General features: G+C 51.5%; 22 protein-coding genes and 2 tRNA genes. 4 read left to right on the forward strand and 20 right to left on the reverse strand.

Going from position 1 to position 23,980, the window contains the following annotated elements:
• Positions 1-248: 248 nt before the first annotated feature.
• The 11 genes from LQ229_RS01690 to LQ229_RS01740 all read right to left on the reverse strand — a co-directional run bounded on the left by LQ229_RS01690 (position 249) and on the right by LQ229_RS01740 (position 13,466).
• Positions 249-1,115, reverse strand: coding sequence for a protein phosphatase 2C domain-containing protein (locus LQ229_RS01690; RefSeq protein WP_230190772.1), 867 nt, complete (start codon positions 1,113-1,115; stop codon positions 249-251).
• A gap of 31 nt (positions 1,116-1,146) precedes the next feature.
• Positions 1,147-2,433 carry an extracellular solute-binding protein gene (locus tag LQ229_RS01695; protein ID WP_230190773.1) on the reverse strand — a complete coding sequence of 429 codons (1,287 nt, stop codon included), beginning with the start codon at positions 2,431-2,433 and terminating at the stop codon, positions 1,147-1,149.
• A gap of 68 nt (positions 2,434-2,501) precedes the next feature.
• The gene (locus LQ229_RS01700) at positions 2,502-4,190 is read right to left on the reverse strand and encodes an iron ABC transporter permease (RefSeq protein ID WP_230190774.1); all 1,689 of its coding nucleotides are present in this window, start codon (positions 4,188-4,190) and stop codon (positions 2,502-2,504) included.
• Positions 4,141-5,280 (reverse strand): ABC transporter ATP-binding protein, encoded by a 1,140-nt coding sequence (locus tag LQ229_RS01705; protein ID WP_230190775.1) that lies wholly within the window; start codon positions 5,278-5,280, stop codon positions 4,141-4,143. Before LQ229_RS01705 ends, LQ229_RS01700 begins: the two co-directional genes overlap by 50 nt.
• Before the next feature lie 103 nt (positions 5,281-5,383).
• Positions 5,384-6,448: an ABC transporter substrate-binding protein gene (locus tag LQ229_RS01710; RefSeq protein ID WP_230190776.1), complete on the reverse strand. Its 1,065-nt coding sequence runs from the start codon at positions 6,446-6,448 to the stop codon at positions 5,384-5,386.
• A gap of 674 nt (positions 6,449-7,122) precedes the next feature.
• Positions 7,123-7,920, reverse strand: coding sequence for a response regulator (locus LQ229_RS01715; protein ID WP_216538541.1), 798 nt, complete (start codon positions 7,918-7,920; stop codon positions 7,123-7,125).
• Positions 7,895-9,721, reverse strand: a complete 1,827-nt coding sequence (locus LQ229_RS01720; protein ID WP_230190777.1) for a sensor histidine kinase — start codon at positions 9,719-9,721, stop codon at positions 7,895-7,897. Before LQ229_RS01720 ends, LQ229_RS01715 begins: the two co-directional genes overlap by 26 nt.
• A 12-nt stretch (positions 9,722-9,733) precedes the next feature.
• The gene (locus LQ229_RS01725) at positions 9,734-10,351 is read right to left on the reverse strand and encodes an NUDIX hydrolase (RefSeq protein WP_216538543.1); all 618 of its coding nucleotides are present in this window, start codon (positions 10,349-10,351) and stop codon (positions 9,734-9,736) included.
• A gap of 240 nt (positions 10,352-10,591) precedes the next feature.
• Entirely contained in the window at positions 10,592-11,542 is a 951-nt protein-coding gene (locus tag LQ229_RS01730; protein ID WP_230190778.1) for a metallophosphoesterase family protein, read from the reverse strand.
• Positions 11,543-11,645: 103 nt separating this feature from the next.
• Positions 11,646-12,413 (reverse strand): DeoR/GlpR family DNA-binding transcription regulator, encoded by a 768-nt coding sequence (locus tag LQ229_RS01735; RefSeq protein WP_230190779.1) that lies wholly within the window; start codon positions 12,411-12,413, stop codon positions 11,646-11,648.
• Positions 12,414-12,560: 147 nt separating this feature from the next.
• On the reverse strand, positions 12,561-13,466 hold the full coding sequence (locus LQ229_RS01740) for a LysR family transcriptional regulator (RefSeq protein WP_230190780.1): 906 nt from the start codon (positions 13,464-13,466) through the stop codon (positions 12,561-12,563).
• Between the two features lie 142 nt (positions 13,467-13,608).
• Between LQ229_RS01740 and LQ229_RS01745 the strand changes: the two genes are divergently transcribed.
• Both LQ229_RS01745 and LQ229_RS01750 read left to right on the forward strand, forming a co-directional pair.
• The gene (locus LQ229_RS01745; protein WP_230190781.1) at positions 13,609-13,980 is read left to right on the forward strand and encodes a CidA/LrgA family protein; all 372 of its coding nucleotides are present in this window, start codon (positions 13,609-13,611) and stop codon (positions 13,978-13,980) included.
• A complete protein-coding gene (locus tag LQ229_RS01750; protein WP_230190782.1) occupies positions 13,977-14,654 on the forward strand; it encodes an LrgB family protein in 678 nt (225 codons plus the stop codon). Before LQ229_RS01745 ends, LQ229_RS01750 begins: the two co-directional genes overlap by 4 nt.
• A 61-nt stretch (positions 14,655-14,715) precedes the next feature.
• Here the strand turns inward: LQ229_RS01750 and LQ229_RS27255 are convergent, their stop codons facing one another.
• The 7 genes from LQ229_RS27255 to LQ229_RS01780 all read right to left on the reverse strand — a co-directional run bounded on the left by LQ229_RS27255 (position 14,716) and on the right by LQ229_RS01780 (position 21,036).
• Entirely contained in the window at positions 14,716-14,982 is a 267-nt protein-coding gene (locus tag LQ229_RS27255; RefSeq protein WP_356709244.1) for a hypothetical protein, read from the reverse strand.
• 99 nt (positions 14,983-15,081) lie between these two features.
• Positions 15,082-16,047: a carbohydrate ABC transporter substrate-binding protein gene (locus LQ229_RS01755; protein WP_356709247.1), complete on the reverse strand. Its 966-nt coding sequence runs from the start codon at positions 16,045-16,047 to the stop codon at positions 15,082-15,084.
• A 37-nt stretch (positions 16,048-16,084) separates the two neighbouring features.
• Entirely contained in the window at positions 16,085-17,242 is a 1,158-nt protein-coding gene (locus tag LQ229_RS01760; RefSeq protein WP_230190812.1) for an efflux RND transporter periplasmic adaptor subunit, read from the reverse strand.
• A gap of 71 nt (positions 17,243-17,313) precedes the next feature.
• A complete protein-coding gene (locus LQ229_RS01765) occupies positions 17,314-18,147 on the reverse strand; it encodes a carbohydrate ABC transporter permease (RefSeq protein ID WP_230190783.1) in 834 nt (277 codons plus the stop codon).
• A gap of 79 nt (positions 18,148-18,226) precedes the next feature.
• Positions 18,227-19,132, reverse strand: a complete 906-nt coding sequence (locus LQ229_RS01770; RefSeq protein WP_230190784.1) for a sugar ABC transporter permease — start codon at positions 19,130-19,132, stop codon at positions 18,227-18,229.
• Positions 19,133-19,232: 100 nt separating this feature from the next.
• Positions 19,233-20,345, reverse strand: coding sequence for a HAMP domain-containing sensor histidine kinase (locus tag LQ229_RS01775; protein ID WP_230190785.1), 1,113 nt, complete (start codon positions 20,343-20,345; stop codon positions 19,233-19,235).
• Complete coding sequence (locus LQ229_RS01780) at positions 20,338-21,036, reverse strand: response regulator transcription factor (protein ID WP_216538552.1); 699 nt, start codon at positions 21,034-21,036, stop codon at positions 20,338-20,340. Before LQ229_RS01780 ends, LQ229_RS01775 begins: the two co-directional genes overlap by 8 nt.
• A gap of 638 nt (positions 21,037-21,674) precedes the next feature.
• Between LQ229_RS01780 and LQ229_RS01785 the strand changes: the two genes are divergently transcribed.
• Together LQ229_RS01785 and LQ229_RS01790 are read left to right on the forward strand one after the other, a co-directional pair.
• Positions 21,675-21,751, forward strand: a tRNA-Pro gene (locus LQ229_RS01785).
• Positions 21,752-21,762: 11 nt separating this feature from the next.
• A tRNA-Gly gene (locus LQ229_RS01790) sits at positions 21,763-21,836 on the forward strand.
• A gap of 704 nt (positions 21,837-22,540) precedes the next feature.
• Here the strand turns inward: LQ229_RS01790 and LQ229_RS01795 are convergent.
• The gene (locus LQ229_RS01795; RefSeq protein WP_216538553.1) at positions 22,541-23,197 is read right to left on the reverse strand and encodes a YcnI family protein; all 657 of its coding nucleotides are present in this window, start codon (positions 23,195-23,197) and stop codon (positions 22,541-22,543) included.
• A 118-nt stretch (positions 23,198-23,315) separates the two neighbouring features.
• Positions 23,316-23,963, reverse strand: a complete 648-nt coding sequence (locus LQ229_RS01800) for a response regulator transcription factor (protein WP_216538554.1) — start codon at positions 23,961-23,963, stop codon at positions 23,316-23,318.
• Positions 23,964-23,980: the final 17 nt, after the last annotated feature.

A 23,980-nucleotide genomic window follows, 5' to 3' on the forward strand; every position in this document is an offset into this window, starting at 1 on the left:
TTGTTGTAAGCGTTTTCTGTAGTGTATTGTCCCAAATAGCAAAAACCATCGCATCACCGTCCCGTTTGATTTTCACCATTTAATGTAAATTGCAATAAATATGCACGAAGGCATCCCGCCCAGTAAGGGCGGAATGCCTCGTTTCATTCAGATTATCATTTTAGGAATGATTTGTCAACGTTTCCTCATGTCTCCACAAGCGACCTTCTCAGTGCTGAAAAGTTGACTTTTTGAACTCGCAGTTATCGTTATTCGAACGTCAATAATACGCCCGTCTTATCGTCGGATTTTTTAAATCTCGGGTAACGCTGGCATTCCGGATCGGACTCCTCCAAATCGATCAGCCATTCGGCGTATCCGCGAAGCGACTTGTCCCGAACGAGCCGCACCAACGTCTCCATTCCCGCCGTTCGCTCCGCCTCCGAAAGCTCGTAGCCTGCCGGCAAGAACAGGCCGTCCGTCACAATGAGCAGCCCCGACAATTGAATGCGGCTGATCCGGCCGTACTCGAGAAACTCGGCCAGTTCCGGTTCCCCGCTGAGCACCGCATACCCGTCCAACGTATTCATCGTTCTTTTATTATACAAAATCGTCGGTTCGACCAGTTTGCGCAATTGTTCGCGCGTCGTCATTCCTTGCTTGACGCCGTCTTCCCACATCCGTTTCGTTTGCTGGTCGATATGATCGACCTGATCGTAGGAAACGGTGCGAATGGAGCCGTCTTTATAAAACGCGGCAATCATGCAATCGCCCGCTTGCGCGTATTCGATATTGTTCTCCCCGATGCGTACGGCCGCCACGCCCGTCGTCCATAGATCTTCCTTCCGCGCGACGTCGATGCCGTGCTCCGCCATCTCCTCCCGCAACCGGGCATTGGCCCGCAATACCGCGCTATGCAGCGGGACGCTGTCCAGATCGCTTGCCGCCAAACGTTCCAATTCCCGCTTGACCAGTTGCGACGCCAAATATCCTCCGGTTTCGCCGTTCGGGCCGCGGAAAGGCCTAAGCGACGTCGCGCCGTCCAGCACGCCGAACAAACGAACCGATTCGTTCATAATTAAAGCGTCTTCGTTCCACTCGTTGCTCCCCTTTATCGTCAACGTTTCCACCTTCACGAGTGAATTCCCCCTTTATTATGCCACTATTTCAGTCATGGGCGGCGGCGCCCGGCATTAACGGGCCGTATTCCGCCATTCGATGCGCATAAGGCGCAAGCTCCAGTTCGGCGTTCGACTCAAGCTTTTCCGTTATTTCCGCCAGCCGCTCCCATCGTTCCATATCGTCCGCGCTCGGGAACATGCTGGCGAAATCCCGTTGCAGCCGGATCACCGTACGTTCCCTTGGCCCCAGCGCTTCATCCAGAGCCATACGATCGATCGCGGCAAGCCGGGAAGGAATCTTCCCCGTTCGCTGAAGCATGCCAAGCTGCGCGTCGATGTTCGTCATATATTCCATCAGCCGAAGCGCCAGCCGTTCCTGTTCCGGCAATGCCCGCAGCATGGCTAGTCCGCTCGCGTTCGGCGTCCACTGCTGTCCCTCGAACAATGGGAACGGCAAAACGCCGTATTGAAATTTTCCCCCGATATACCGGTCGAGCAGCGGCATTTTGCGTGACGAGCTAATCAGCATGCCGACATCGCCGTCGATAAAATCGCTCAGCGCGAAATGATGTTGAAGCGGCTTCATCACTTCGTCCTCGAACACGAACTGCTGCCACATCCGAAACGCCCTTAACCAGCTGTCTTCGCCGCGCGGCGAAGACGCGCTTCCCGCCCAGTTCAATAAATACCACGGCGTATCGGAATCGACCGCAAGGCCCCAATGTTCGACGATGCCGTCGCCGTTTATGTCTACCGTCAGCTTCTTCGCCGCTTGCGTCATGCCGTAGACGTTCGACACGAACGAAGAAGGATTGAGATCGGCATGTCTCGCCATGTCGCCGTTATAATAAATGACCGGAACTTCCCCGCCGACAGGGAGAGCCCACCGGTATTGATTATACGTGAACGGGGCGAGCATCGCGGGATGAAATCCGAGCCACGCGTCCGCCCCGAACCGGTCGTCCAACTGCGCCAGCATGCCGCTGTCCGCCAGTTGGGCCAGTCCGTACATCCCGCCGATTTCGGCGAGTTGAGGCGCCGCGTTCGCGGAAATGGCCGCGCTCAATTCTTCGTACAGCTGCCCCGCCGAACGAAATACTCTTACTTCCGCATGGAATTCCGGATTTTCGGCTTCAAATTCGTTGATGTACTCGACCAGTTCCTTCGTATAAATCCAACATTCGATCGAGACGGGCGCTCCCGTTTCTTGCTCGGCCACCCGATTCGGCGTTTGCAGCAGCCATACGCTTACAATCGCCAGCGCCGCGAGCGCCGTACCAAGCGCCAGTCCGATGAACCGTTTCTTTCTGCCTTTCGGCCGGATTGCTTGCATCAGTTTCCCCCCGGATCCATCCGTTCTGCGCCTATTATACCGCAAAACCGGCGTTCCGGCTTCAGCCGCTATACTTGCAAATCTTTTTTGCCGGTCAGCTTATTGGCAATCAACAGCGAGATGAGCGTGGAAATCGATAAGATAGAAGCGAGCGCCGCCCCCGTGCCGTAATTGGATGTAAACACTTCGCTATAGATAGTCACCGATATGGTCGCGGTCGCGCCGTAATAAAGGACGATCGTCGAGCTTAGTTCGTTAATCGTCGTGACCCAGCTCAGTATGGCTCCCGATAATACGCCGGGAATCATGAGCCGGCCCGTCGTCTTGAAGAAGGTCTTCATCGGCGGAACGCCAAGACTGATGGAAGCTTCCTCCACCCCGCGATCCAATCCTTGCAAAATAGCGGTACTGGAGCGGATCGTATACGGCAGCTTCCGCACGACATAGGCGACGACGAGAATGATCCACGTGCCCGTCAATACGAGGGGCGGTTTATTGAACGCAATAATTAAGCTGATCCCGAGCACCGTTCCCGGCATGACGTAAGGAATCATAATCAATCCGTCCAGCGTTGCCGTTAGCTTGGAAGAGCGTCGGACAAGCACGTAAGCCAGCAGCATGCCGAACACGATCATAATGACGATCGCGATCAACGAGAAACTGTACGTGTTCATAATCGCCCGCGGCACCCGGTACAAAATTTCTCTGTAGCTATCGAGACTGAAGCCGCGATGGAATACCGGGCCTTTCGTTTTAATGAACGAAGTCACGATGACGGTTGCCTGCGGAATCATCGAAACGCAGACAACGAGCAACGCTCCGATCGTAATCAAAATGCGCGGCGTCTTGCGCAATTTCACCACTTTCGGCGTTCTCATGCCGGACATGGCGTAATTTTTGCGCGACACGAAATAGCGCTGCAAGAATAAGATCGTGGTAGAGCATAGGATCAAAACGACGCTGAGCGTACTGGCCATCGCCGGGTTGCCGCCCATTTCGCTAATGAACTGCTCGTAAGCGAGAATCGGGAGCACTTTGAACCCTTGGCCAAGCAGCATCGGCGTGCCGAAATCGGCAAACGATGCCATAAACACCATAAGCGCGCCCGCGGACAAGGTCGGGAAGATGAGCGGCAGCGTAATGCTCCATAAACGCCGGAAGCTGGAACGGCCGAGACTCTCCGCCGCCTCCTCGAGCGAGGTGTCGATCGTCTTCAGCGCCCCCGAAACGTATAAATAAATATGCGGATAAAATTGCAGCGTGAAGACGAATACGATGCCTTGCCAGCCGTACACCGAGCCGAACGGAATGCCGATATCGTTCAAGAAGCGGGTAATAAACCCGTTGTTGCCGAGCATCAAAATCCACGAATAGGCGCCGATAAACGGCGGGGAAAGCAGCGACATGATGATTAAAATATTGATGAGCCCTTTGCAGGCGATATTATACCGGGTCGTCACGTAAGCCATCGGCACCCCGATCAAAATCGCGAACACGGTCGCAAGCCCGGATACCATAAAGCTGTTAAGCAAGGCGCTGCGGAAATATTTCAACCTGAAAAAGTCGGCGTAGTTCGAAAAGGAAAATTTGCCGTCCTCGTTGTACAAGCTGGAAAAAAACAGGCTGAACAGCGGGTAAATGACGAATGCAAAGAAAAAAATGTAGCCGATTAAAATGATAAAGGTCCAGAAATCCCACTTGCGCAGACTAAGCCTTTTCAGTAGCGGCGATGGGCCGGTTCGCGCCGTTTGCTGCACTGTAAAGCACCTCCTGCCCGTTCGAGTCGAAAATAACCGCCTTCTCCAAGTTCAAATTGACATTGACCCGCTGTTTGGCCCGCAGCAGCGAATCGGGCTCGATCGCGTGCTGTTGGATGTCCAGTACGCTGCCGTCCGCGAGTTTCACCAGATAGCTGACCTTTTCCCCCAAATACGTAACGTCCGCGATTTCCCCGAGCAAATCGCCTTCGTTCTGCGCGCGATCGGGCGAAATCGAGATTTTCTCCGGACGGATCGAGAGCAGCACGTCGCCCTCGTAGCGCCGGTTCAACCGTACGTGAAAATCGCGGTTCGCCACACTGATCTTCGTCGCTCCGGTCGAGGCGTCGCAACCGTTCCCGCGCGCTTCCATAAAATTGGACGTGCCGATAAAATTGGCCACGAATCGGTTTTGCGGGTAGGAATAAATGTTCTGCGGCGTGTCAATTTGCTGAATAACCCCTTCGCTCATGACCGCGATCCGATCCGAGACGGCCAGCGCCTCCTCTTGATCATGCGTGACGTAGATCGTTGTAATGTTCAATTCCTTCTGCAAATTGCGGATGTCGGAACGCATCTTAATTCTCAGCTTCGCATCCAAATTGGACAGCGGTTCGTCCATTAAGAGCAACCCCGGCCGAATGACGATCGCGCGCGCCAAAGCGATTCGCTGCTGTTGGCCTCCGCTCATATTCGACGGAATCCGGTCGCGCAAATGGCTGAGTTCGACCAATTCCAGCGCTTCCATCACCCGTTTTTCGATTTCTTGTTTGCCGACTTTGCGCGCGCGCAAGCCATAAGCGACATTATCGAATACCGTCATATGCGGGAAGATAGCGTAGTTCTGAAATACCATGCCGATATTCCGCTTGTACGTCGGAACATGGTTTATTTTCTGCTCGCCGAACCATATGTCCCCTTCTTCCTGCTGATAAAAACCGGCAATCGTGCGCAGCAGCGTCGTTTTGCCGCAGCCGCTCGGCCCGAGCAGCGTAAAAAATTCGCCCGCCTCGATCGTAAAATGTGCGTCGTTGACGGCTTTCTGCTCGCCGAAATATTTACTGACGTGGTCAAATCTAATTTTCTGCACGTCTATCATCCCTCCAGCCTTCTGATCGGATTGTTTCTTAGATGCGGAAAAGGGGAGATGCCTTGTCGGCTTGCATTCCGCCAGGCATCTCTTTAGGCATCGCTTATTCTTGTCCGGTTACGATTCTGTTGAATTTTTTGATCAACTCGTCTTTATTGGCAGCCGCCCAGTCGAAATCGTAATTGACCAGCTTCATTTCGCTAATGGCCGGAATGCCTTCAATCGGCTCGGCGTCTTTCCGCACCGAACGGCGCTTGAATTCCTTCTGGATGAGCGATTGAACGTCTTTGCCTACGAGGAAATCGATAAATTGCTTCGCTTCCTCCATGTTTTTCGCGCCTTTAATGATCGCAGCCCCGTCAGGTACGGCCGACGTTCCTTCTTCCGGATACATGATGCCTACCGGCGCGCCGCCTTCAACGTAACGCAGCGCCGCTTCCTCGAGCGTCACCCCGACCGGGAATTCCTTGTCCGCTACCCCTTTATATACCATGCCGGAGGAGGACAACAGCTTGCCGTCGATGTTCTCCACGAATTTCTTCACATAATTCCAGCCTTGATCGCCGTCCTTGCCGAATGCGGTCAGCATCGTTACCAACTGCGTATAGGAAGAGCCCGATTTCGCCGGATCGACGAAGGCGATTTTTCCTTTCCATTTGGCATCCAGCAAATCCATCCAGCTTTTCGGCACTTCGTCCTCTTTCACCAGTTCCTTGTTATACATAATGACCATCGGCAATGCGGCGAACGGCGTCCAGTGCTGCGAGCTGCCGATTTGCTCCGGCTGCAAATTGTCGAATTCGGACGTTTTGTACGGTTCGAAGTATTGCTTGTACGCTTCGAGCGAATCGGCGCCTCCGGCCCAGAATACGTCGCCGAGCGGATTCGCTTCTTCCGCCTGCACCCGTTTCAAGAGCTCGCCCGTTCCGCCGGAAATGAGCTGCACTTCAATGCCGGTTCGATCTTGGAATTCCTTGACGATCGGATTGTTGACCTCCGCCGCGTTCGGCGAATAGATCGTAATTTTCCCTTTCGATTTGGCCGCCTCGCCGCTACCCGATTCGCCTCCGGCTTCGTTGCTTCCCGCTCCTCCCGAACCGCCGCAGCCCGCAAGAGCCAATGCGATAATGAGCAGTGCGATCACGCCTGACATGACTCGTTTTTTCATCTCTGTTACCCCTCTCTGAATGTCTTTAACAATTACTGAATTCACTATAAACCCAGTATGAAGCGCTTTCAATGTGACGATTTTGCGAAAATCGTTTAAAAAATTGACATAGGTGTCCGGGACGCGTTACTCGAATCCATCGACGTAAAATTGCATTTGCAAGGCTAGTTTTTGCCGCAACCGCGGACAGAGGATCCCTTATTCGGCGAAAATTCCCCCGTTTCGGTCTTGAACCACTGGCTTTGTTGCATTAACTTCTACCGCCCTGCTCCCCAAGTTCGCGGACACAGGAGACGCTAATTGCGCCAACAGCCGAAAATAGTCGGATTCGATGCGTGCGCGGCTCGTTTCGTACGATTTTTCGTATACCTTTGCAGGATCAGGGCTCAAATCGGCGAGTATGTATGAAATTTCGAACTAAGTCGATGGATTGGAAGTGTGAGCCGCTTGTTTTGTACGATTTTTCGCATACCTGAGCAGGATTATACTTGAACAGGCCTTGTTACTCCGCCTGATCGATGCGGCAAAGGAAGGTCGTTTATGGATCGGGAATCATAAAAAAACTGCACTATCGCATTTTCTCCATCCGTCTCGTCGAGCGACGCGGAAAAAGCTGCGATGGTGCAGGCATAAAATACATGATTCATCATCCGCCTTGCGCGGACTGCAGCGTGTCACGTTTGCTGCAACTGCTTGCGAAATTCCGTGGGCGTTTCGCCGGTTACTTTGCGGAAAATTTGGCTGAAATAGCGCGAATCCTGATAACCTACCCTTTCCGATACTTCGTAAATTTTCAGGCTGAGATCGGCGAGCAGCGGCTTCGCCTTCTCCACGCGGATTTTCGTCAAATATTCGACAAAGTTCAGCCCGGTCTGCTTCTTGAACTGACGGCAGAAATGGCCTTCGCTCATATGCACGATCGAGGCCACCTCCTGCAGCGATATATCCTCGTCATAATGCCGTTCCAAATAGTCGTCGATGGCGCTGAAATCGTATTTTTCCTTAAGCTGCAAAGCGGGCGGCTCCTGTTCTTCCGTGCCGTTCAGCATCGCGATTTGCCATTCGAGCCGTTTCATATGGTCCACTTTGCGCCGCTCTTCCGCAATCTCGCCCGTTATGCGGCGTATAATTTTCATCAACTCGTCCGGATCGGTCGGCTTCAAAATATAATCCGCCGCGCCGACTTTAATCGCCTTTTGCGCGTATGCGAACTCGCCGAACCCTGTCAGGAAGACGATTTTCACTTGCGGATAATGGCGCGACACTTGCGTCGCCAAATCCAGCCCGTCGCAGCCGGGCATTCGAATATCGGTCAGCAAAATATCGGGCGCGCTGCATTCGATTTGCTCCCAAGCGCCGATGCCGTCCTCCGCTTCTCCGACAATTTCGCAATCGAACGATTCCCACGGAATCGTCCGTCTCAATCCTTCCCGGATGACCCATTCGTCATCCGCTATGACGATTCGATACATGTTCTCCCTCCTCCGCGCTATTCAAAACGGGTATTTCGATTTGCACCGTCGTTCCTTGCTGCGGCGCGCTGTCGATGGAAAGCCGATAATTTCGGCCGAAATAGAGAAGCAGCCTCTTCCGCACATTTTCGAGCCCGATCCCCGTCTTCTCGGGATGATCCGAAGCGTACCCGCCGCTCATAATCCGTTCGGCCGTTCCCGGGTCCATTCCGATTCCGTCGTCGCGAACGACGAACCGGATGCGGTCGCCGATTTTGGCCACATGGATATCCAGCTTCCCTTTGCCGACTTTCATTTCCAAGCCGTGGGTAATCGCATTTTCGATGATTGGCTGAAGCAGCAATTTCAGCGTATACAACGATTCGAGGCTCGGATCGAGATCGAATGTCACTTCATACTTGTCGCGGTACCGGATTTGCTGAATGACCAAATAATTGCGGATTTGCCTCATATCTTCGCCGAGCGGAATAAAAGGCCCGTCCTTGCGGATGCTGAACCGCAGCAGTTCGCCAAGCGAAATCGCCGTGCGGCTAATATCGTCCACCTTGTAAATGCGCGCCATCCAGTTGATCGAATCGAGCGTATTGTACAAAAAATGGGGATTGAACTGCGCTTGCACCGCCTTCAATTCCGCCTGCTGCACCATAAGCTGCTTCTCGTACACTTCGTTGATCAGCAATTTGATTTGCTGCAGCATATTGTTGAAGCTATGCCCGAGCTGCCCGATTTCGTCGTCGTAACGGGACGAAAACATGACGTTCATGTTGCCGCTTTCAACCTGGCGCATGAGCGAGCGCAATTTGCGCAGCGGCTGCGTCAATGTGCGCGAAATTAAATAAGCGATCCCGAAAAATACGATCACTTCCAGAACGATGACCGCGACCGTTAAATTGCGGATGCTGAGGCTGTCTTTCGTTACGGCCGCAACCGGCACCTTGCTGATCAATTTAAAGCCCGTCGCTTCCGACGTATCGTAAATGATCATCGACGAATCGCCCGACGGCTCCTTGACATTGAAGAAGCCTTTTTTGCCTTCCAGCACTTTGGGCAGGAAGCTTTCGTCCAGCTTCGTGCCGACTTGCTGTTTCGACGGAATGCTGGATATCGTATACCCGTTTCTGTCCAGCAGAAACACTTGTCCGCCCGGGTATAAATGGGCTTTATTGTATTTGTCGGCCAGCGCCGGCTCCATAATATCGATCACTAAATAGCCGAGCGGCTGGTTGGTGTCGATTTTTTTGATCAATCTGCCCGAACTGAGCACGACGCCGAAGTCGTCGATTTTCTTCATCGCGTAATGCGTATCCCATACGACATTGCCTTCGGCTAATCGCGCTTTGCGGAACAACCCCCAGTTCGGGTTAAATTCCGCGTACGGATTCGGCAGCAAATCGCCCGTAAAATACCGGTCCCCGTTCAATCCGAGCAAATAAATTTCAATATCCCAATTTTTGAACCCGAGAAACGATTCGAGAATGCGGTTCATTTTTTTCTCGTCTTCGTACTTTTCGACAAGGCTGCGGTTCGGATCTTTTGCAAGCACCTCTTGAATGTCGGAGCTTCCGTATATATACATCGAAAGCTGCTCGATATCCCGGACGAAATAATTGAGGCTGAAATTGACTTGCGATAAATTTTCCAACACCGTTTGATATACTTTTTCCTGGATAACATTCGACGATTTGTAGTATGAAAACGTGCCGAGTAGCGCCAGCGGAATGACGGAAAGAAGCAGAAACAGCACGATCAGCTTGTTTTGCAAGTTGATCCCGTTCACGTATCGCTGCAGTTTGGCCAGCATCGTTGCCTCTCCTTAATCGAGCAAAACGGGGGCGTCCGGACGATGCCAAAATTCGAACATGCGTCCGATCTGTCCGATCGTATTCCGTTCCGTCGAAAGTTCCGGCAGCTCGTCCGGACCGAAGAAGCCGACGCCGCTCGTCTCGACCCCTTGGCTGGCTTCTCCGCCGGTAATGTCGCAGCGGATAAATACTTTGTATACATGATACGGCGAAGGCGGGTGCGGATGGCATTTTTTATCGAGAATGCCGAGCAGGCGAACCGGCTTGACGTCGAATCCGGATTCTTCGCGCACTTCCTTGACGGCAACCTCCGCCGGCGTCAGTCCGATATCGGCCCAGCCGCCCGGCAGCGACCAAGCTCCGTCGATTTTCTCCCGCACGAGCAGCAGCTTGCCCTCCCGGAACACGACCGCGCGAATGTCGACTTTCGGCGTCGCATAGCCCGTTTCATTTGCGAACAGATCCGGGATTCGCTCGAATGGCGTATCCGTATAGGCCGCCATCATCTCCACGCTAAGCTGCCTGAGCTCTTCATACCGCTCCAGGTCGTACACGTCTTTGCCGTATGTTAATCCGATTTGCGCGATGCTTTGTATTTTTTTGGCCCATGCCAACCATTGATGTTCCATCCTCTTCCTCCTCGCTCGTTCAACCGCTAATGTAATTGTTACTATATCATTATTGAAACCGGATTCACAACGGTTACTTTTGCGTATGAACCAACCGACGTTTGAGCAATGGGAGGGCCGCCGGAGCTGTACTGCAACAACGAACGATAACGAAAACGGACTTGCAGAGGCTGCTTTAGCGCAGTCTGCAAGTCCGTACCGTATCCATCATTGCCGCTCACGCGGCGTCCGTATTGTCGCTTACCTACAAGGACGGTGCTCGGGCTGCTTGGTCACCGTCGACCCGTCTTCCAGCCGGAGCCAAGTATCGAAATCGCGCTCGCCTTCCTTCATTTGGATCATCCGCGCCCCGCGCGGAAATCCTTCGCGCCCGTACGTATTAAATCCGGTTGCCCGGCCGTAACATAGTCGAATGCCGTGCAGCGTACCGGTATAGTCGTTAATATGGTCATGCCCGACAAACGTGCCCATCACATCGCCCATTTCGACCATCGCCGCGAACAATCCGCTGTTGACCGGCGGACAGCATACTTCCTCATACTTATGCCCGTAGCATGTCTGGCTTTCCCATACCTCGCGGTATTCGGGCAGCGGGATATGGAGAAAGGCGAGCGCCGGCAGCGGCCGGCCTCCGTTGACGTTCGTTAAATGGCGGGATTCCCGTTCGTACCAGCCGATTTGATCGCGACGGATCCAGTCGTACCCTTCCACATGGGACAAGGCGGACAAATTGCCGGAATCGAAAAAGTAAAGCGCCGCTCCGACGTTTCCTTCGCCATCCCGCACATGCAGAATGTAATTGCCGACGCCGCTGACAGCCGCGGGTCCCGGTTCGGCAACCGCGTATTCGAATCCCGCCGCGACCTCCATCAGCTCCTGTCTTGTAATCTGCGCCTCGGTGTCGTGATTGCCGAACACCACCGCCCATGGCGTGCGGCTTTCTTCCACAGCCGATACGGCGGCGCGGAACGACTCCCGCGGATCGCGGCATCTGCCCGCGGAGATGACGTCTCCGGAAAATACGACCAGATCGGGCCGCTCCTCCCGCAATACTAGCTGCATCAAAGCGAGGGAGCGCGCATTCTCCTCTTCGCTGTTCAAGCCCGGCTCCCCCCAGTCGTTCCAATGCACGTCCGTAAATTGCGCGATCGTAAACGTACCGCTCTCGCGGAACGTAAAAGCATGTTTCATGACAGCCCTTCCCCTTCCGTTTCATTCTTCTTCGTTGTTGCCCGCGCCGGCCTGCTCCTCTTCAAGCGGAAGCGAACTCAATCCTCTTCCCGCTTCCGCCTCTTTACGCCAGTGCGATTTCAATTTGCTTCCGCCGCAAATGCTCGATCCATTCCTCGGGACATTGCCGGCCGATGATCATCATCGAAACTTCCTGCAAATCCGCGATTTTCGCAAAAGCCGACGCCCCCAGCTTGGAATGGTCCGCGAGCACGATCGCTTCTTCCGCCCGTTCCATCATTTTGCGGGACACGCTCGCTTCCTTCAAATCATAGTCCGTAATCCCGTCGACCAGCGAAATACCTCCGACCGAAATAAAAGCTTTATGTACCTTCAACTGCTCGAGCAAGCGTTCCGTTAACGCCCCTCCCGCGGATTGCAAGGATACGTCGATCTCGCCTCCGGCGAAAATGACGCGTCCCGGAAAGCGTTCCATAGCCAACATCATGGCCGACACGGAATGGGTCACGATCGTGACGTCCGGCCGCTCGTGCAAATGGCGGATCACCTCGATCGTCGTGGTGCCGTTGTCGATCATAATCGTCTCTCCGTCCTTCACCAGGCCGGCGGCCAACTTGCCGATCGCTTCCTTCTCCTCGCGATTCGTTTGCATTCTTTGCAAATACGGCGGCTCCGCCGCATGCATTCGCGCCTTTACGGCCCCGCCGTATACTTTCTTGAGCAGCCCTTCCTTCTCCAAGCGGTCCAAATCGCGGCGGATCGTTTCCGACGAGACGTTCAGACGTTCTGCGAGATGCGGCACCCGTACCTTCTCGTCCTGCGTCAGCAGCTGCAAAATCGTTTTTTTCCGTTCTTCAAAAGTTAAGGACATCCTATCCCCCATACATCACCGGAATCGAAACGAACAGAAGGCATTCGTCGATCCTGTCGTTTCACTATCATATTAAGGTTGATTCATGACGAATGTCAATGATTTTTTGTTTGTTTTATGTGTTTTTATGACCGATGTTGTTGTTTATCATTCTTCTTGCGTTGGTTGCGGCAAGGAAAATGTAGTACGCGCAAATCGGAGCCACTCGCGTCCCGCAAACGACAAATACCGGTCTTTGGACCATATCATCGCCAAGTTCCATGAAATCGCCGGAGCTTCGAGCTTCGCCGCAGCGATCCGGCCGGGATCGAGCTTGCGGCAAATCGTCTGCGGCAGCAGCGCCACGCCGAGTCCGACCGCGACCATCTCGCTAATAAAATCCCATTGGGAGCTGCTATAAGCAATGTTCGGACGAAAACCGGCGCGAATGCACGCCGTCGTAATCATCTCGTGCAAAGCGAAATCTTCACGGTACATGATGAACGGCTCGTCGCGCAATTCCTCCAGCCGCACGGACTCGCGTCCCGCCAACCGATGATCTGGATGCAGAACAAGCTTGAGGTCGTCCACCACAAACGGCAGCACTTCAAACTGCGCTTCATTGACCGGCAGCACCGCCACCCCGATATCGAGCGAGCCGTTCTCCACTTCCCGCTCGATCGTTCGTCCCCCTTCTTCGATCAGGCGAATGCGAATGCCCGGGTACAACCGGTGAAATTCGGCGATGACCGCAGGGAAGAAAGGCGCGCCGGTCATCGGAGGAATGCCGATGCGGATCGTCCCTTTCCGCATTTCCATCACATCCGCCAGTTCGGAAGCCAAGTGATCGAAGGAATGCACGATTTGCTGCGCTTGCACTAGAATCGCCCGGCCCGCGTCCGTTAATTCGATATGTTTGGTGGAACGGTCGAACAATAAGACGCCCAATTCGTCTTCGACCGCCTTAATCATTTTGCTGATCGTCGGCTGCGTCACATGCAGCGTTTCCGCCGCTTTCGTAAAGCTTCGATATTTCGCAACCTCCAGAAAATAGTTTAAATGCCGGATATCCATTCGAGCGTTTCCTCCTAAAACAAGATAAACATCTGATCTTGTATCCGTGATTTATAGATAAAAAGCATAAATATCATTCAATATATGTATTTTACCTATTCTGAAGCGCGAAGTATACTCAATATCGAGAGGAGTATTCAACATGTGGAAAATCGCCAAAATCATCGGTCAGCTTGGACTTCTGACCGGTTTAACTTTACTCGGCAACGTCATATCCGATTATTTCGGCTTGCCGATTCCCGGCAGCATCATCGGCCTCGGCATCCTGTTCGCCTTGCTGCAATTGAAATGGATCCGGCTTGAATGGATCGAGCAAGGAGCCGATTGGCTGCTTTCCAAACTGCTATTGTTTTTCATACCTTCCGTCGTCGGCATCGTTCAGTACCAACAATTGATCGCTTCTTCCGTCCTCCGGCTTATTATGGTGATCGGTCTCAGCACCTTTGCCGTGATGGCATGCACCGGGCTGCTTGCCGAGTTCATCTCGCGCAAAAAAGGGAGGGAGACCGCATGATCGCCATCGCTTGTCTGCTTCTTACCGTCGGCATTTATTGGGGAACGGACCGGTTGTATCAACGTTTCAAACGAACGTATCTGTCTCCGGTCATCATTGTGCCGGTTCTATTGATTGTCGGTCTCCTCGCATTCCGCGTCCCGTTCGAATCGTACCATGCCGGCACGCAGGTATTGACCGATCTGCTCGGACCGGCAACTGTTGCGTTTGCCGTGCCGTTGTACAAATATTTTCAATTGCTCAAAAAACATGCGCTGGAAATGATATCGAGCGTCCTGTTCGGTTCCTTCGTTGCGATCGTCACTTCCGTGCTGCTGGCCGAGTGGATGCAAATGGACGCCCAATTGATCGAAAGCATGGCTCCGCGCTCGATTACGACGCCGATCGCGATGAACGTTTCGCAATCGCTTGGCGGCATCCCTGCGATAACGGCCGTATTCGTTATTATGACAGGCATTACCGGCGTCGTGATCGGCCCGCCCATGATCCGGCTGTTCCGCCTTCGAAGCAGCGTGTCGCGGGGGCTGCTGCTCGGCATGGGGGCGCACGGCATCGGAACGACGAGAGCGTTCGAATTCGGCCGCATCGAGGGGGTGATGGCAAGCCTGGCCATGATCATGGGCGCCTTATTCACGCTCGGAATGATCCGCGGCGTGCTGGGACTGATGATGTGAAGCGCCTCAAACCGTTTGGTTCGAGGCGTTTTGCCCGAGCTTCGCTTCGCGACTGCCCTTTCTACTCGTTTAAATACGTTGTCGCCCGGTTCTGGATCAGCTTCGCTGCTTCCTTGGCAGTCTTTTGTCCGTTGAAAAACGGTTTGGCTTCCTCTTCGATCATGCGAACAATTTTAGGATCGTAGTTCATATAGTGATCTGCCGCGTTGATGATCTCCTGGATTTGGGCAAATTGTTCGTTCGGCACGTTGATTGCTTTCCCATCTGGAAGCTTGAACGTTCCATTCTTCATTTGCTCCTTCATGTCGTTCAGCTTCTTCTCATTCACAGATTTATGCAATGAAATTCCATCTTGCAAGGATTGCACTTCTTCGGATAACAAGAAGGAAACAAATTTCCATGCCTCCTCCTTGACTAACGATTTGGCTCAAATCGCAAACTCAAATGAAGGTGTGATTGTTACACCGTTTTGTCCTTCCGCATGCGGCTTTTGCAGCAGTTTCGGATTCGAGAAGAATTGATGCGGAATATGGATCAAGTCGGCCGGCGAGTAAAAATAGGTATTGTAGAACAATTGTTTACCCGCTTCCGCTTGATTGGCAGTCATCACTTTCTCGTCATACCATTTTTTTAATTGTTGCATAGTTTCCACGAATGAGGGAGAGTCGAAGTTTGCCTTCTTCGCCGCACTGTCAACGAACTGTTCGAAATGATCAAAAACCGTTTCATAAAGGATTCGTTCCGGCGGGGTGCCTGCCAAGGCGAAGCCGCTCTCGCCTGCCTGCTGCTTCAGTGTTCTGGAGATCTCCCCGAACTCCTTCCAGCCCCAGTTCTTATCGTCCGCTTTCACGCTTGCGTTTGCGAGAATGTCTCCGTCTCCCACGAACGCCTCCAGGTAAAATCCGGATGGCATCGCATATAAGCCGCCATGCGCCTTCTTCGCCGCTTCCAAAACGTTCGTTTGCAACTCGCTCTTATTCAATGTACTGTCTTGTTCCAATAAATCTTCCATGTTCAGGAGAAACTGTTTGCTTATATATTCTTTGAGAGGCAAGCCGCCTATTTCGATAATATCCGCGCCTTTCCCGGATAGCAGTGCCGTATTCGTCGTTTTTTGGTACTTTTCGAAATCGCCAACCGTCCACTCTTCCCCCGCTTGTTGCTTATAAGATATGATTTGCAGGTCGATCTCCGGGTATTTCTCTTCAAACTTTTTCTTTACGGTCTGGTAAAATTCGTCCGGTTGCAGGATCGTCAAAGTAAGGACGGTTTTCCCATCCGACTTGACCGGTTTCCCTTGGTTCTTCTCTTCCCCGCTGCCTCCGGAACTGCATGCCGTCGTTGCGATCATCATCAAACAAATGAACATTGTCCATAGCTTTTTTTTCATCATATGAGTTCCACTCCTCTACTATATCGAATCTATTTTTCTATTGCAGACGAACACGATCGCCGTCCTGCAATGGTTCGCTGCTCTCCACAACAATGAGCTCCCCTTCAAAGAGGCTGCCCGATTGAATCATCGTTTCCTTGTCATTCGTTTCACTCGAATCAAGCTTGAATTTACGCGCAACGAAGACATTGCCCAATGCGCCCCGCTGCTCTTCAATTTTATACACAAACATGCCCTCCCGATCCTGATGAATCGCCGCATTGGAAATGACGAATCCCTCTTGGTTCGAGCGCTTCTCGAGTTTGACCCATGCCTGCTCCCCCCCTTTCAGTTCGGCATCAATTACCTTGATGCGAAGAACCTTCTGAGGAATGGTCCGGATCTTGCCCGAATCCATACTCGATGAATTGTCGGTACGCGGTTCCGCATTCGCCATTTCATTAATCGTGCCGTCAACGAGACGGGTCTGTTGTTCTTGGGAGGTATTGACCTGGACTTCGATCTTTTCCCCAATCGATATCCCTAAGCCGGATAACAGCTTGGCATCGGCGGTTAATTCAAACCAGTAACCCAAACGATCGTTTGCAATCAGAACATCCCCCTCTCCAGACGCTAATCCTTCAACCGCGTTGATTTTCGTAATCATCCCGTCGAACGGAGCCGTCAGTTCCTTCCGGCTTGTCAGGCGGTCTTTCAATTCGTCGATTTTACGTTCCTGCACGCCCAGATCGAGCTTGCGCGTTTCGATCTCGCGTTTTACATTGCGAAACTGGAGTTCGTCCCCTTCCATCGTTGCCTGGATGAACTGATCTTGCGTATTTTGCAGCTCGATTTTCTGTTTTTCCAAATGGGTGACCTCATCCTGCAATTCTCGCTCGGCAGATTTGCTGTCATAGAGGATCAGCTTTTGCCCCTTCTTCACATGATCTCCTTCTTTTACGAGAATCTTCCGGACCTTCCAGCCGTCAGGATTCGATAGTTTCTCCTCGCCAACCGGGCGCAAGATGCCGCTGCCTTCGAGCGTATGTACAAGACTTCCGTTCATTGCCTTTTCCGTTCTCACCTTCGGCAAGGTCAGCGACTGCAGCGTGTTGCCGAATAACATCAAAATCGCCAGCAACCCTATAAAAGCTATGAATGCGACTTGAATGTTTCGTTTGCGCCTTCGATCGGCCGTCTCATTTTGTAACTCCATGTCCACGTCTTTCACCTCCTAACCGCTTATGCTTCAGCGAAACTCGCCTCGTCGGCATCCGCTCTGCAAACCTACCCCTTGATGCCGGATAATTGAATGCCTTCGATAAAATACGTTTCCGCGTATAGAAACAACAGCACCATCGGAGTCATGTAAAGGATCGATGCAGCGAAAGCGACACCCTGCTCGCCCTCGTTGATCCTCGATAAATAAACGGATAGCGGCTGCTTGAACGAATCGTCCAGAAAAATAAGGGGCTGCTCTACCATGTTCCAATAATCGACAAATAACAGGATCACAAGCGCGGCTATGCCCGGTTTGATCATAGGGACGATGATCGTAGAGAAAATCCGTAAATGACCGGCACCGTCAAGCTTAGCTGCTTCGATATAGGCATACGGAATATGCAGCATGAACTGGCGCAGCATAAACACGCCGAAAGCCGCGAATATGCCGGGCCATATAATAGCCCCCGGGCTGTTCAGCAACCCCAATGTATCCGCCATCATGTAATTTGGCACGAGCGTCACTTGGAACGGCATGAGCATCGATAAGAGATAGACAATGAACAGCGTATCGCGGCCGCGAAAATGAAGCTTGGAGAGCGCATAGGCGGCAAACGCCGCTACAAGGGTCTGGCCTGCGATGATCGGCACCACCATAAACGCCGAATTCCAGAACATCATTAGAAATTTCGGGCTGTTTACCAGCACTTTGCCGTACTGCTCCAAAGACACTTGATCCGGCAGCAATTTTAAATTGACAAATGGATTGGCTGTCCCTGCAGCCGCTTCGCTCGCTTTCCCGATGGGCCCGTAATTGATTCCAATTTCCAGTTCCGTCATAAGCGAATTTGTAAAAGTGATCACGATCGGCAATAATAACAGGACCGCAATAGCGCCCATGACGACCGTTAACGCGCTTTTTGCAAACCTTTTGTTTTTCGCAAACCTTTGGTCACTTGCAATCGACCTTTCCTCCCCCCTATTCCATGAACTGCCGATACCGGCGTTCCAGCGCAAACAAACCCATGACGAGCAGAAGAATACAGCCAACCATCAAAGTCGCCGCCGCGGTCAGCTTCTGAATGTCCAACGACGCGAACATGTTGTTCATATAATGCTGCAGCATATAGATGCTGTCATGCGGATAATCGCCTGCGATCAAATACGTTTCCCGAAATACTTTAAACGAATTAATGATCGACATCATGACGACAAAGAACATGGTGGACGTGAGATAGACCAGCGTAATGCTGCCAAACTGCCGTAAGCGCCCCGCGCCTTCCACTTGAGCGGTTTCATAATAATCCTTCGGAATTTGCTGTAGTCCCGCCAGAAATAAAATCACGTTATAGCCGATGTTCTTCCATAGATAAACGACAATCACCACCATTCGAGCGGTATCGCTTTTCATCCAATCCACGCGTTCCAATCCGAACTGAGTTAGCCAAGCGTTCAAGGAGCCGTTCCAATCAAACAGCATTTGCCAGATCAGAATAATCGAGGCGACGGGAACGACAAGCGGCAGCACATAGGAAGTTCTGAACCATTTTCGGAAATAAACATTTTTATTCAGCAGCATCGCCAAGCCTAGCGACAGCACAATCATAACGGGCACACTAACCGCGGTGAAATAAAACGTATTCGACGCCGCCTTTCGGAACGAAGCGCTCGCAAGCAGTTCGCGATAATTGTCCACCCCGACAAAATGACCGTCTACCGTACTGTCCATAAAGGAGTAAAGTACGCCCATGGCAAACGGAATAAGATAGAACAGTGCAAATCCCGCTCCGCTTGGGGCGAGAAACAGCCATGCCGCCGCCGTGTCTCTGCGGAACCATTTTTTCGTCTTCATTGCGAATCCATGCCAAAAACCCCACTTCTTCATTCTTCATTTCCTCCTGCCCTCATTCATAGAGAATAGGACGAAATGTTAAAAAAAGTAGTGGGGTATTTTTAAAATATTCCTTAAATGGTCGGCACAACCGTTACTCGGGACGTTCGGATTCGCCGTTTTCCCGAGGCAGGCGAACTTCAAAGAGCGTACGAATGACGTCGCTTTGAGCCGAAATGGCGCCTTGATGCTGCCCGACGATATTTTTCGCAATGAACAATCCTAGTCCGGTACTGCCTTCACGATACGTTCGCGATTGGTCGCCGGTATAGAACATATCGAAAATATGCGGCAACTCGTCCGGGGGAATGCAATCGCCGTAATTGACCACTTGAACGACCGCATCCGCTTCATCGATATGGCAATGAATATCGATAAACTGCCCGTCTTTGCCATAGCGGACGGCATTCGTCAGCAAATTTTCAAATACGCGCGCCAATAGCTCGCCGTCGGCCTGAATCGTGATATCCGGGGTAATATGCAGTCGCGTCGTTAAACGGTTTTTCTCAAAAAGAGGGTATAATTCCTCGGTTAATTGGGTAAGAAGCTCGCTAAGATCAATCGGTTTCTTATCGACGGTAAGCTTGCCGTAATTCATGCGGGTAACTTCGAATAATTCGTCGATTAGCTTCTCCAAGCGTTGCGACTTGGCGAAGGCAATGCTCGTGTAATGTTTCGTTTGTTCCGGAGTCAGCCGGTCGTCCCGAAGAATGAAATCCAAATACCCGATGACGGAGGTCAACGGCGTACGCAAATCATGCGCCAAATTCAAAACCAACTGCTCCTTGCTGCTCTCCGCAAAATCTCCTCTTTCCAACGCCAGCCGCAATTTTTCGCTCGCCAAATTAATATCTCTGGCAATATCGCCGAATTCGTCTTTGGTCGGAATCGAGACGCGACTGTCAAAATCGCCGTTCGCAAGCTGATGAATGCCGCCCGAGATAACCTGGAAATACGTCGCATACCGTTTAGTGAAGAGAAAGAAAAATAAAATCGCGAGCGGAATGAAAATAATTAAAAAGGAATTAACGTCCCCTACTTCTCTTATGAAATAACGGACTTTGGTCAACGGATCTTCAACCTTCGTCGTATGATAATAGAGTTGAAGAATTTTATAAATGATGTAGGTTATGATACCGGAACAGACCATGCTTAAGCCGAACAGCAATATCATTTTGGAGCGAAAACTTCGAATCAATTTAGCCATTGAACGTATAACCTACTCCCCAAACGGTTTTGATCAGCTTGTCTTTTCGCGTATCTTCGCCGAGTTTTTTCCGCAAAGAACGAATATGCACCATCACCGTATTGCCGCCGCCTTCGTAATAGGCCTCGCCCCATACTTGCTGAAAAATATGCTCCGAGCTGAATACTTTCTTGGGGTAACCGGCCAGCAGCGCCAAAATGTCAAACTCTTTCTGCGTCAGCTCGACAGGTTTGCCGTAAAGATAAACCGTCCGTTCTTCGGGATAAATGATCAACCCTCCCGCCTCCAGGGTAGATTTATTCCCCTGCGCCTGTTGATTGAACTGCATGGAACGCCTCAATTGGGCATTCACGCGGGCGACCAATTCCATCGGGTTGAACGGTTTGGTCACATAATCGTCCGCGCCTCTGATCAACCCCGCGATTTTATCGAGATCGGTCGCTTTGGCGCTCAAGAAAATAATAGGCATATAATAATGCTCCCGAATTTGCCTAATCGCTTCATAGCCGTCCAAATTCGGCATCATAATGTCCAATATCGCCAAATCGACGGAATGCGCCTTCACCGCCTGCACGGCTTCCAGCCCATCGGCTGCTTTTATGCAACGGTACCCTTCCTTTTGCAGATGCAGCTCGATCAAATCGGCAATTTCCGTCTCATCGTCGGCTATTAAAATCGTGATCGACTTCATTTCTTTCCACTCCCTGTGTTAACCTTATCGCTATTATATCGCTTTGTCCGATATTTTGAAAATGAGGCGGCGGATGATGCGCCCTTGCCGCCTTTGCCTTTAATTTGCTCCAATTTCTGGCGTTAATTTATGCCTTCCCTACTGTGATGCCGAATTAGATGGAAATACTACCGTTAATCATTGGCAAATCGACCGAATCGCCCCACATGCTTGAAATTAACGCCGCATTCTACCGCTAGATTTCCAATTCCCGTTCATTCCAACAAATTAACGCCAGGAAATCCAGCTAATTCATTTGGTTGCGGGTTGTTTGACCGGTTCCCGTATCGCATTCCCGCCGCTGACGCGCGAATTTCTTCAAACGTATGGTTAAAACGAAGCTCGGATCTATTAAACTTTTTCGGCCTTCTGTCGAAATCCCCTTCGTTCAGACTGACTCAAGATAAGATCGCAGATCGCATCCAATACCAGAAGAGCTCATTGTTTGAACCTTTGACTTTTTGAATGAGAGGGATACTGACAAAGGGAGATCAGGAAATGCAGGATTGGAGTGGAATGTAATAATATACCAGTTGCAAAAGGAACGAGTACGTGATATATTATTTCTTGTCGCTGTTAACGGCGGAAAACAAATACTTCGGGACGTAGCTCAGCTTGGTAGAGCACCTGGTTTGGGACCAGGGGGTCGCATGTTCAAATCGTGTCGTCCCGACCATTTTAGTATTTGCGGGTGTAGTTCAATGGTAGAACTCCAGCCTTCCAAGCTGGTAGCGTGGGTTCGATTCCCATCACCCGCTCCATACATAAAGCATGCCACCTCCGGGTGGTTTTTTTTAATTGGCGGTTGTGTGGGGTGAGAACCCGCGCGTGTGGGGGCGACCGTCCGTGCATGCCTCATTGGAGCAGCCCCAATAGGACGAGCGTCAACATCTCCCTCTTTTCCGCGAGCCGGAGGCTCGCATTTCCATCGAGATGTTGAGGATTCCATCACCCGCTCAGGTATATGAGAAAGCTGGGTATGATGTACAATATACAACATTTAGCACCCTATCTATAGGAAAACAACGCCTATGTTGTATTTTTTACAACAATTCGAGGGCAGATGGGGGGCGTTAACCCGTTATATTTGCGATTTTGTTGTACATTGTGCAACATAACCTACGATTCGACCCTTCCTGTCCCAAAAATGTTGTACTCCGTACAACATGTGTGACCACCAGCCAAGAAATTTCCCTTATGAATGCGAGACAATCAACAAAGTCGACCACCTTTTTGAAAAGTCGGCGAGATATTGACGAAAACGAGACAATTTTTCCTAAACTAGCGGTTGTGTTGGCGGGATCCCACGCATGTGGGGACGACCGTCTGGCGAAGCAGATGCAACCTCCCTGAACGAACGGGATTTCGACAGAAGGCGAAGAAAAACATCATTTAGAGGCAGGTATGGTAGAAAAAGAAAACAGGCCGCCATCCCCGCAAACGCGTAAAAGACGGCCGATCCGAGTTAATTTTTCGCTTTTTTGAATAATAAGATGATCAAATTGATTACACTTAATATCATCGAGGCAATACCGAAGCTAAGGGCAAGAATCGAATTTCTGGCCGAATTGTCGATCGGCGCTTCCTCATCGGCTGCAGCCGCCTCGCCCGCTGCAGCGGCGTCAACGCCCCCGCCGTGCCCGTCGCCATGGCCTGTCGCTTTCCCGTTTACGCTCGTCACCGAGGCGGGAGTCTCCGAATCTTCCGCGCCGGTCCACTCGACGACGCTGCCGTCCTCATAGGTTTGATAAGCTTTCCAGACGATCTGCGCAGCATCGTCGGCCACTTTGCCCTGCATATTGAACTCGACGAATTCGCCGTCCTGAATGCCGGCGCCTGTGCTTGTCCAAGTAATGCTCGTTACTGTGCCGGATTCGTCTTTCTCCATTTCATAGTTCCAATCCGGTTTCGGCTCGACGCGGGATATGGCCGCTGTCTCCGGAATTCTCACTTGCACCTTCACTGTCGCGATATCCTTCTCATTCGGAACGCGTACCGTAAATTTCTCGTAAGCACCCTGCTTCGTTTCTTGCGGGTACACGACAACATGCGCGCTTGCCGCACCGGCGAACAGCAGCATAGATACGAGCAGCAACGGCATTGCCACGAACCATTTTTTCATATGAACCCAATCCTCTCTCCACTTTGTCTTATCCAAAAGTATATAACACGAAGCCGCCGCTTGCATGACTCAACAGGGCTACGGTCGTTCACCATTTCAACAATAACTTGTTTCCATTTCAATTTACGATTAGACCGTTTTCCAATGCATACCGTGTCAACTGCACGCGATTGTCCAAATGCAGTTTTTGCAAAATATTTTTCAGATGATTTTTGACGGTATGCTCGGAAATGGTGAGCCGTTCGGCAATTTCGCGATTCGACTCGCCTTTCGCCACGCGCTCCAATATTTCCCTTTCCCTAGACGTTAGCGGCGTGGAGACGGGCATCTTCGTCGTTTCTTTCCTTGAAAACTCCTGCAAAATGCGAAAAGCAAGCTCTTTGGACATCGGCGCTTCGTCGATTGCGATCGCCCGCAAATACTCATGCCACGCGGAAGGCCGCAAATTTTTCAGCAAATAGCCTTGCGCCCCTTTTTTCAACGCTTCGAACAGATGGGTAATGTCGTCGGAGACGGTCACCATGACGATTTTCACGTAAGGAAATTGCTCTTTAATCCGTTTCGTCGCCTGCAGCCCGTCCATTTCCGGCATGGAAATGTCCATCAATATTAAATCGGGCATATATTGTTCCGTCAACGCAATCGCCTCAAGGCCGTTCACCCCTTCGGCAACGACTTCAAACATCGGATCGACCGACAAAATGTCGCGCATCCCTTCTCTCGCATGCGCATGATCGTCAACGATAATGACGCGAAATGAATCCATCCCCGCTCCTCCTCGTT

The sequence above is a fragment of the Paenibacillus sp. CECT 9249 genome, from assembly GCF_918697855.1.
GTDB lineage: Bacteria > Bacillota > Bacilli > Paenibacillales > Paenibacillaceae > MSJ-34.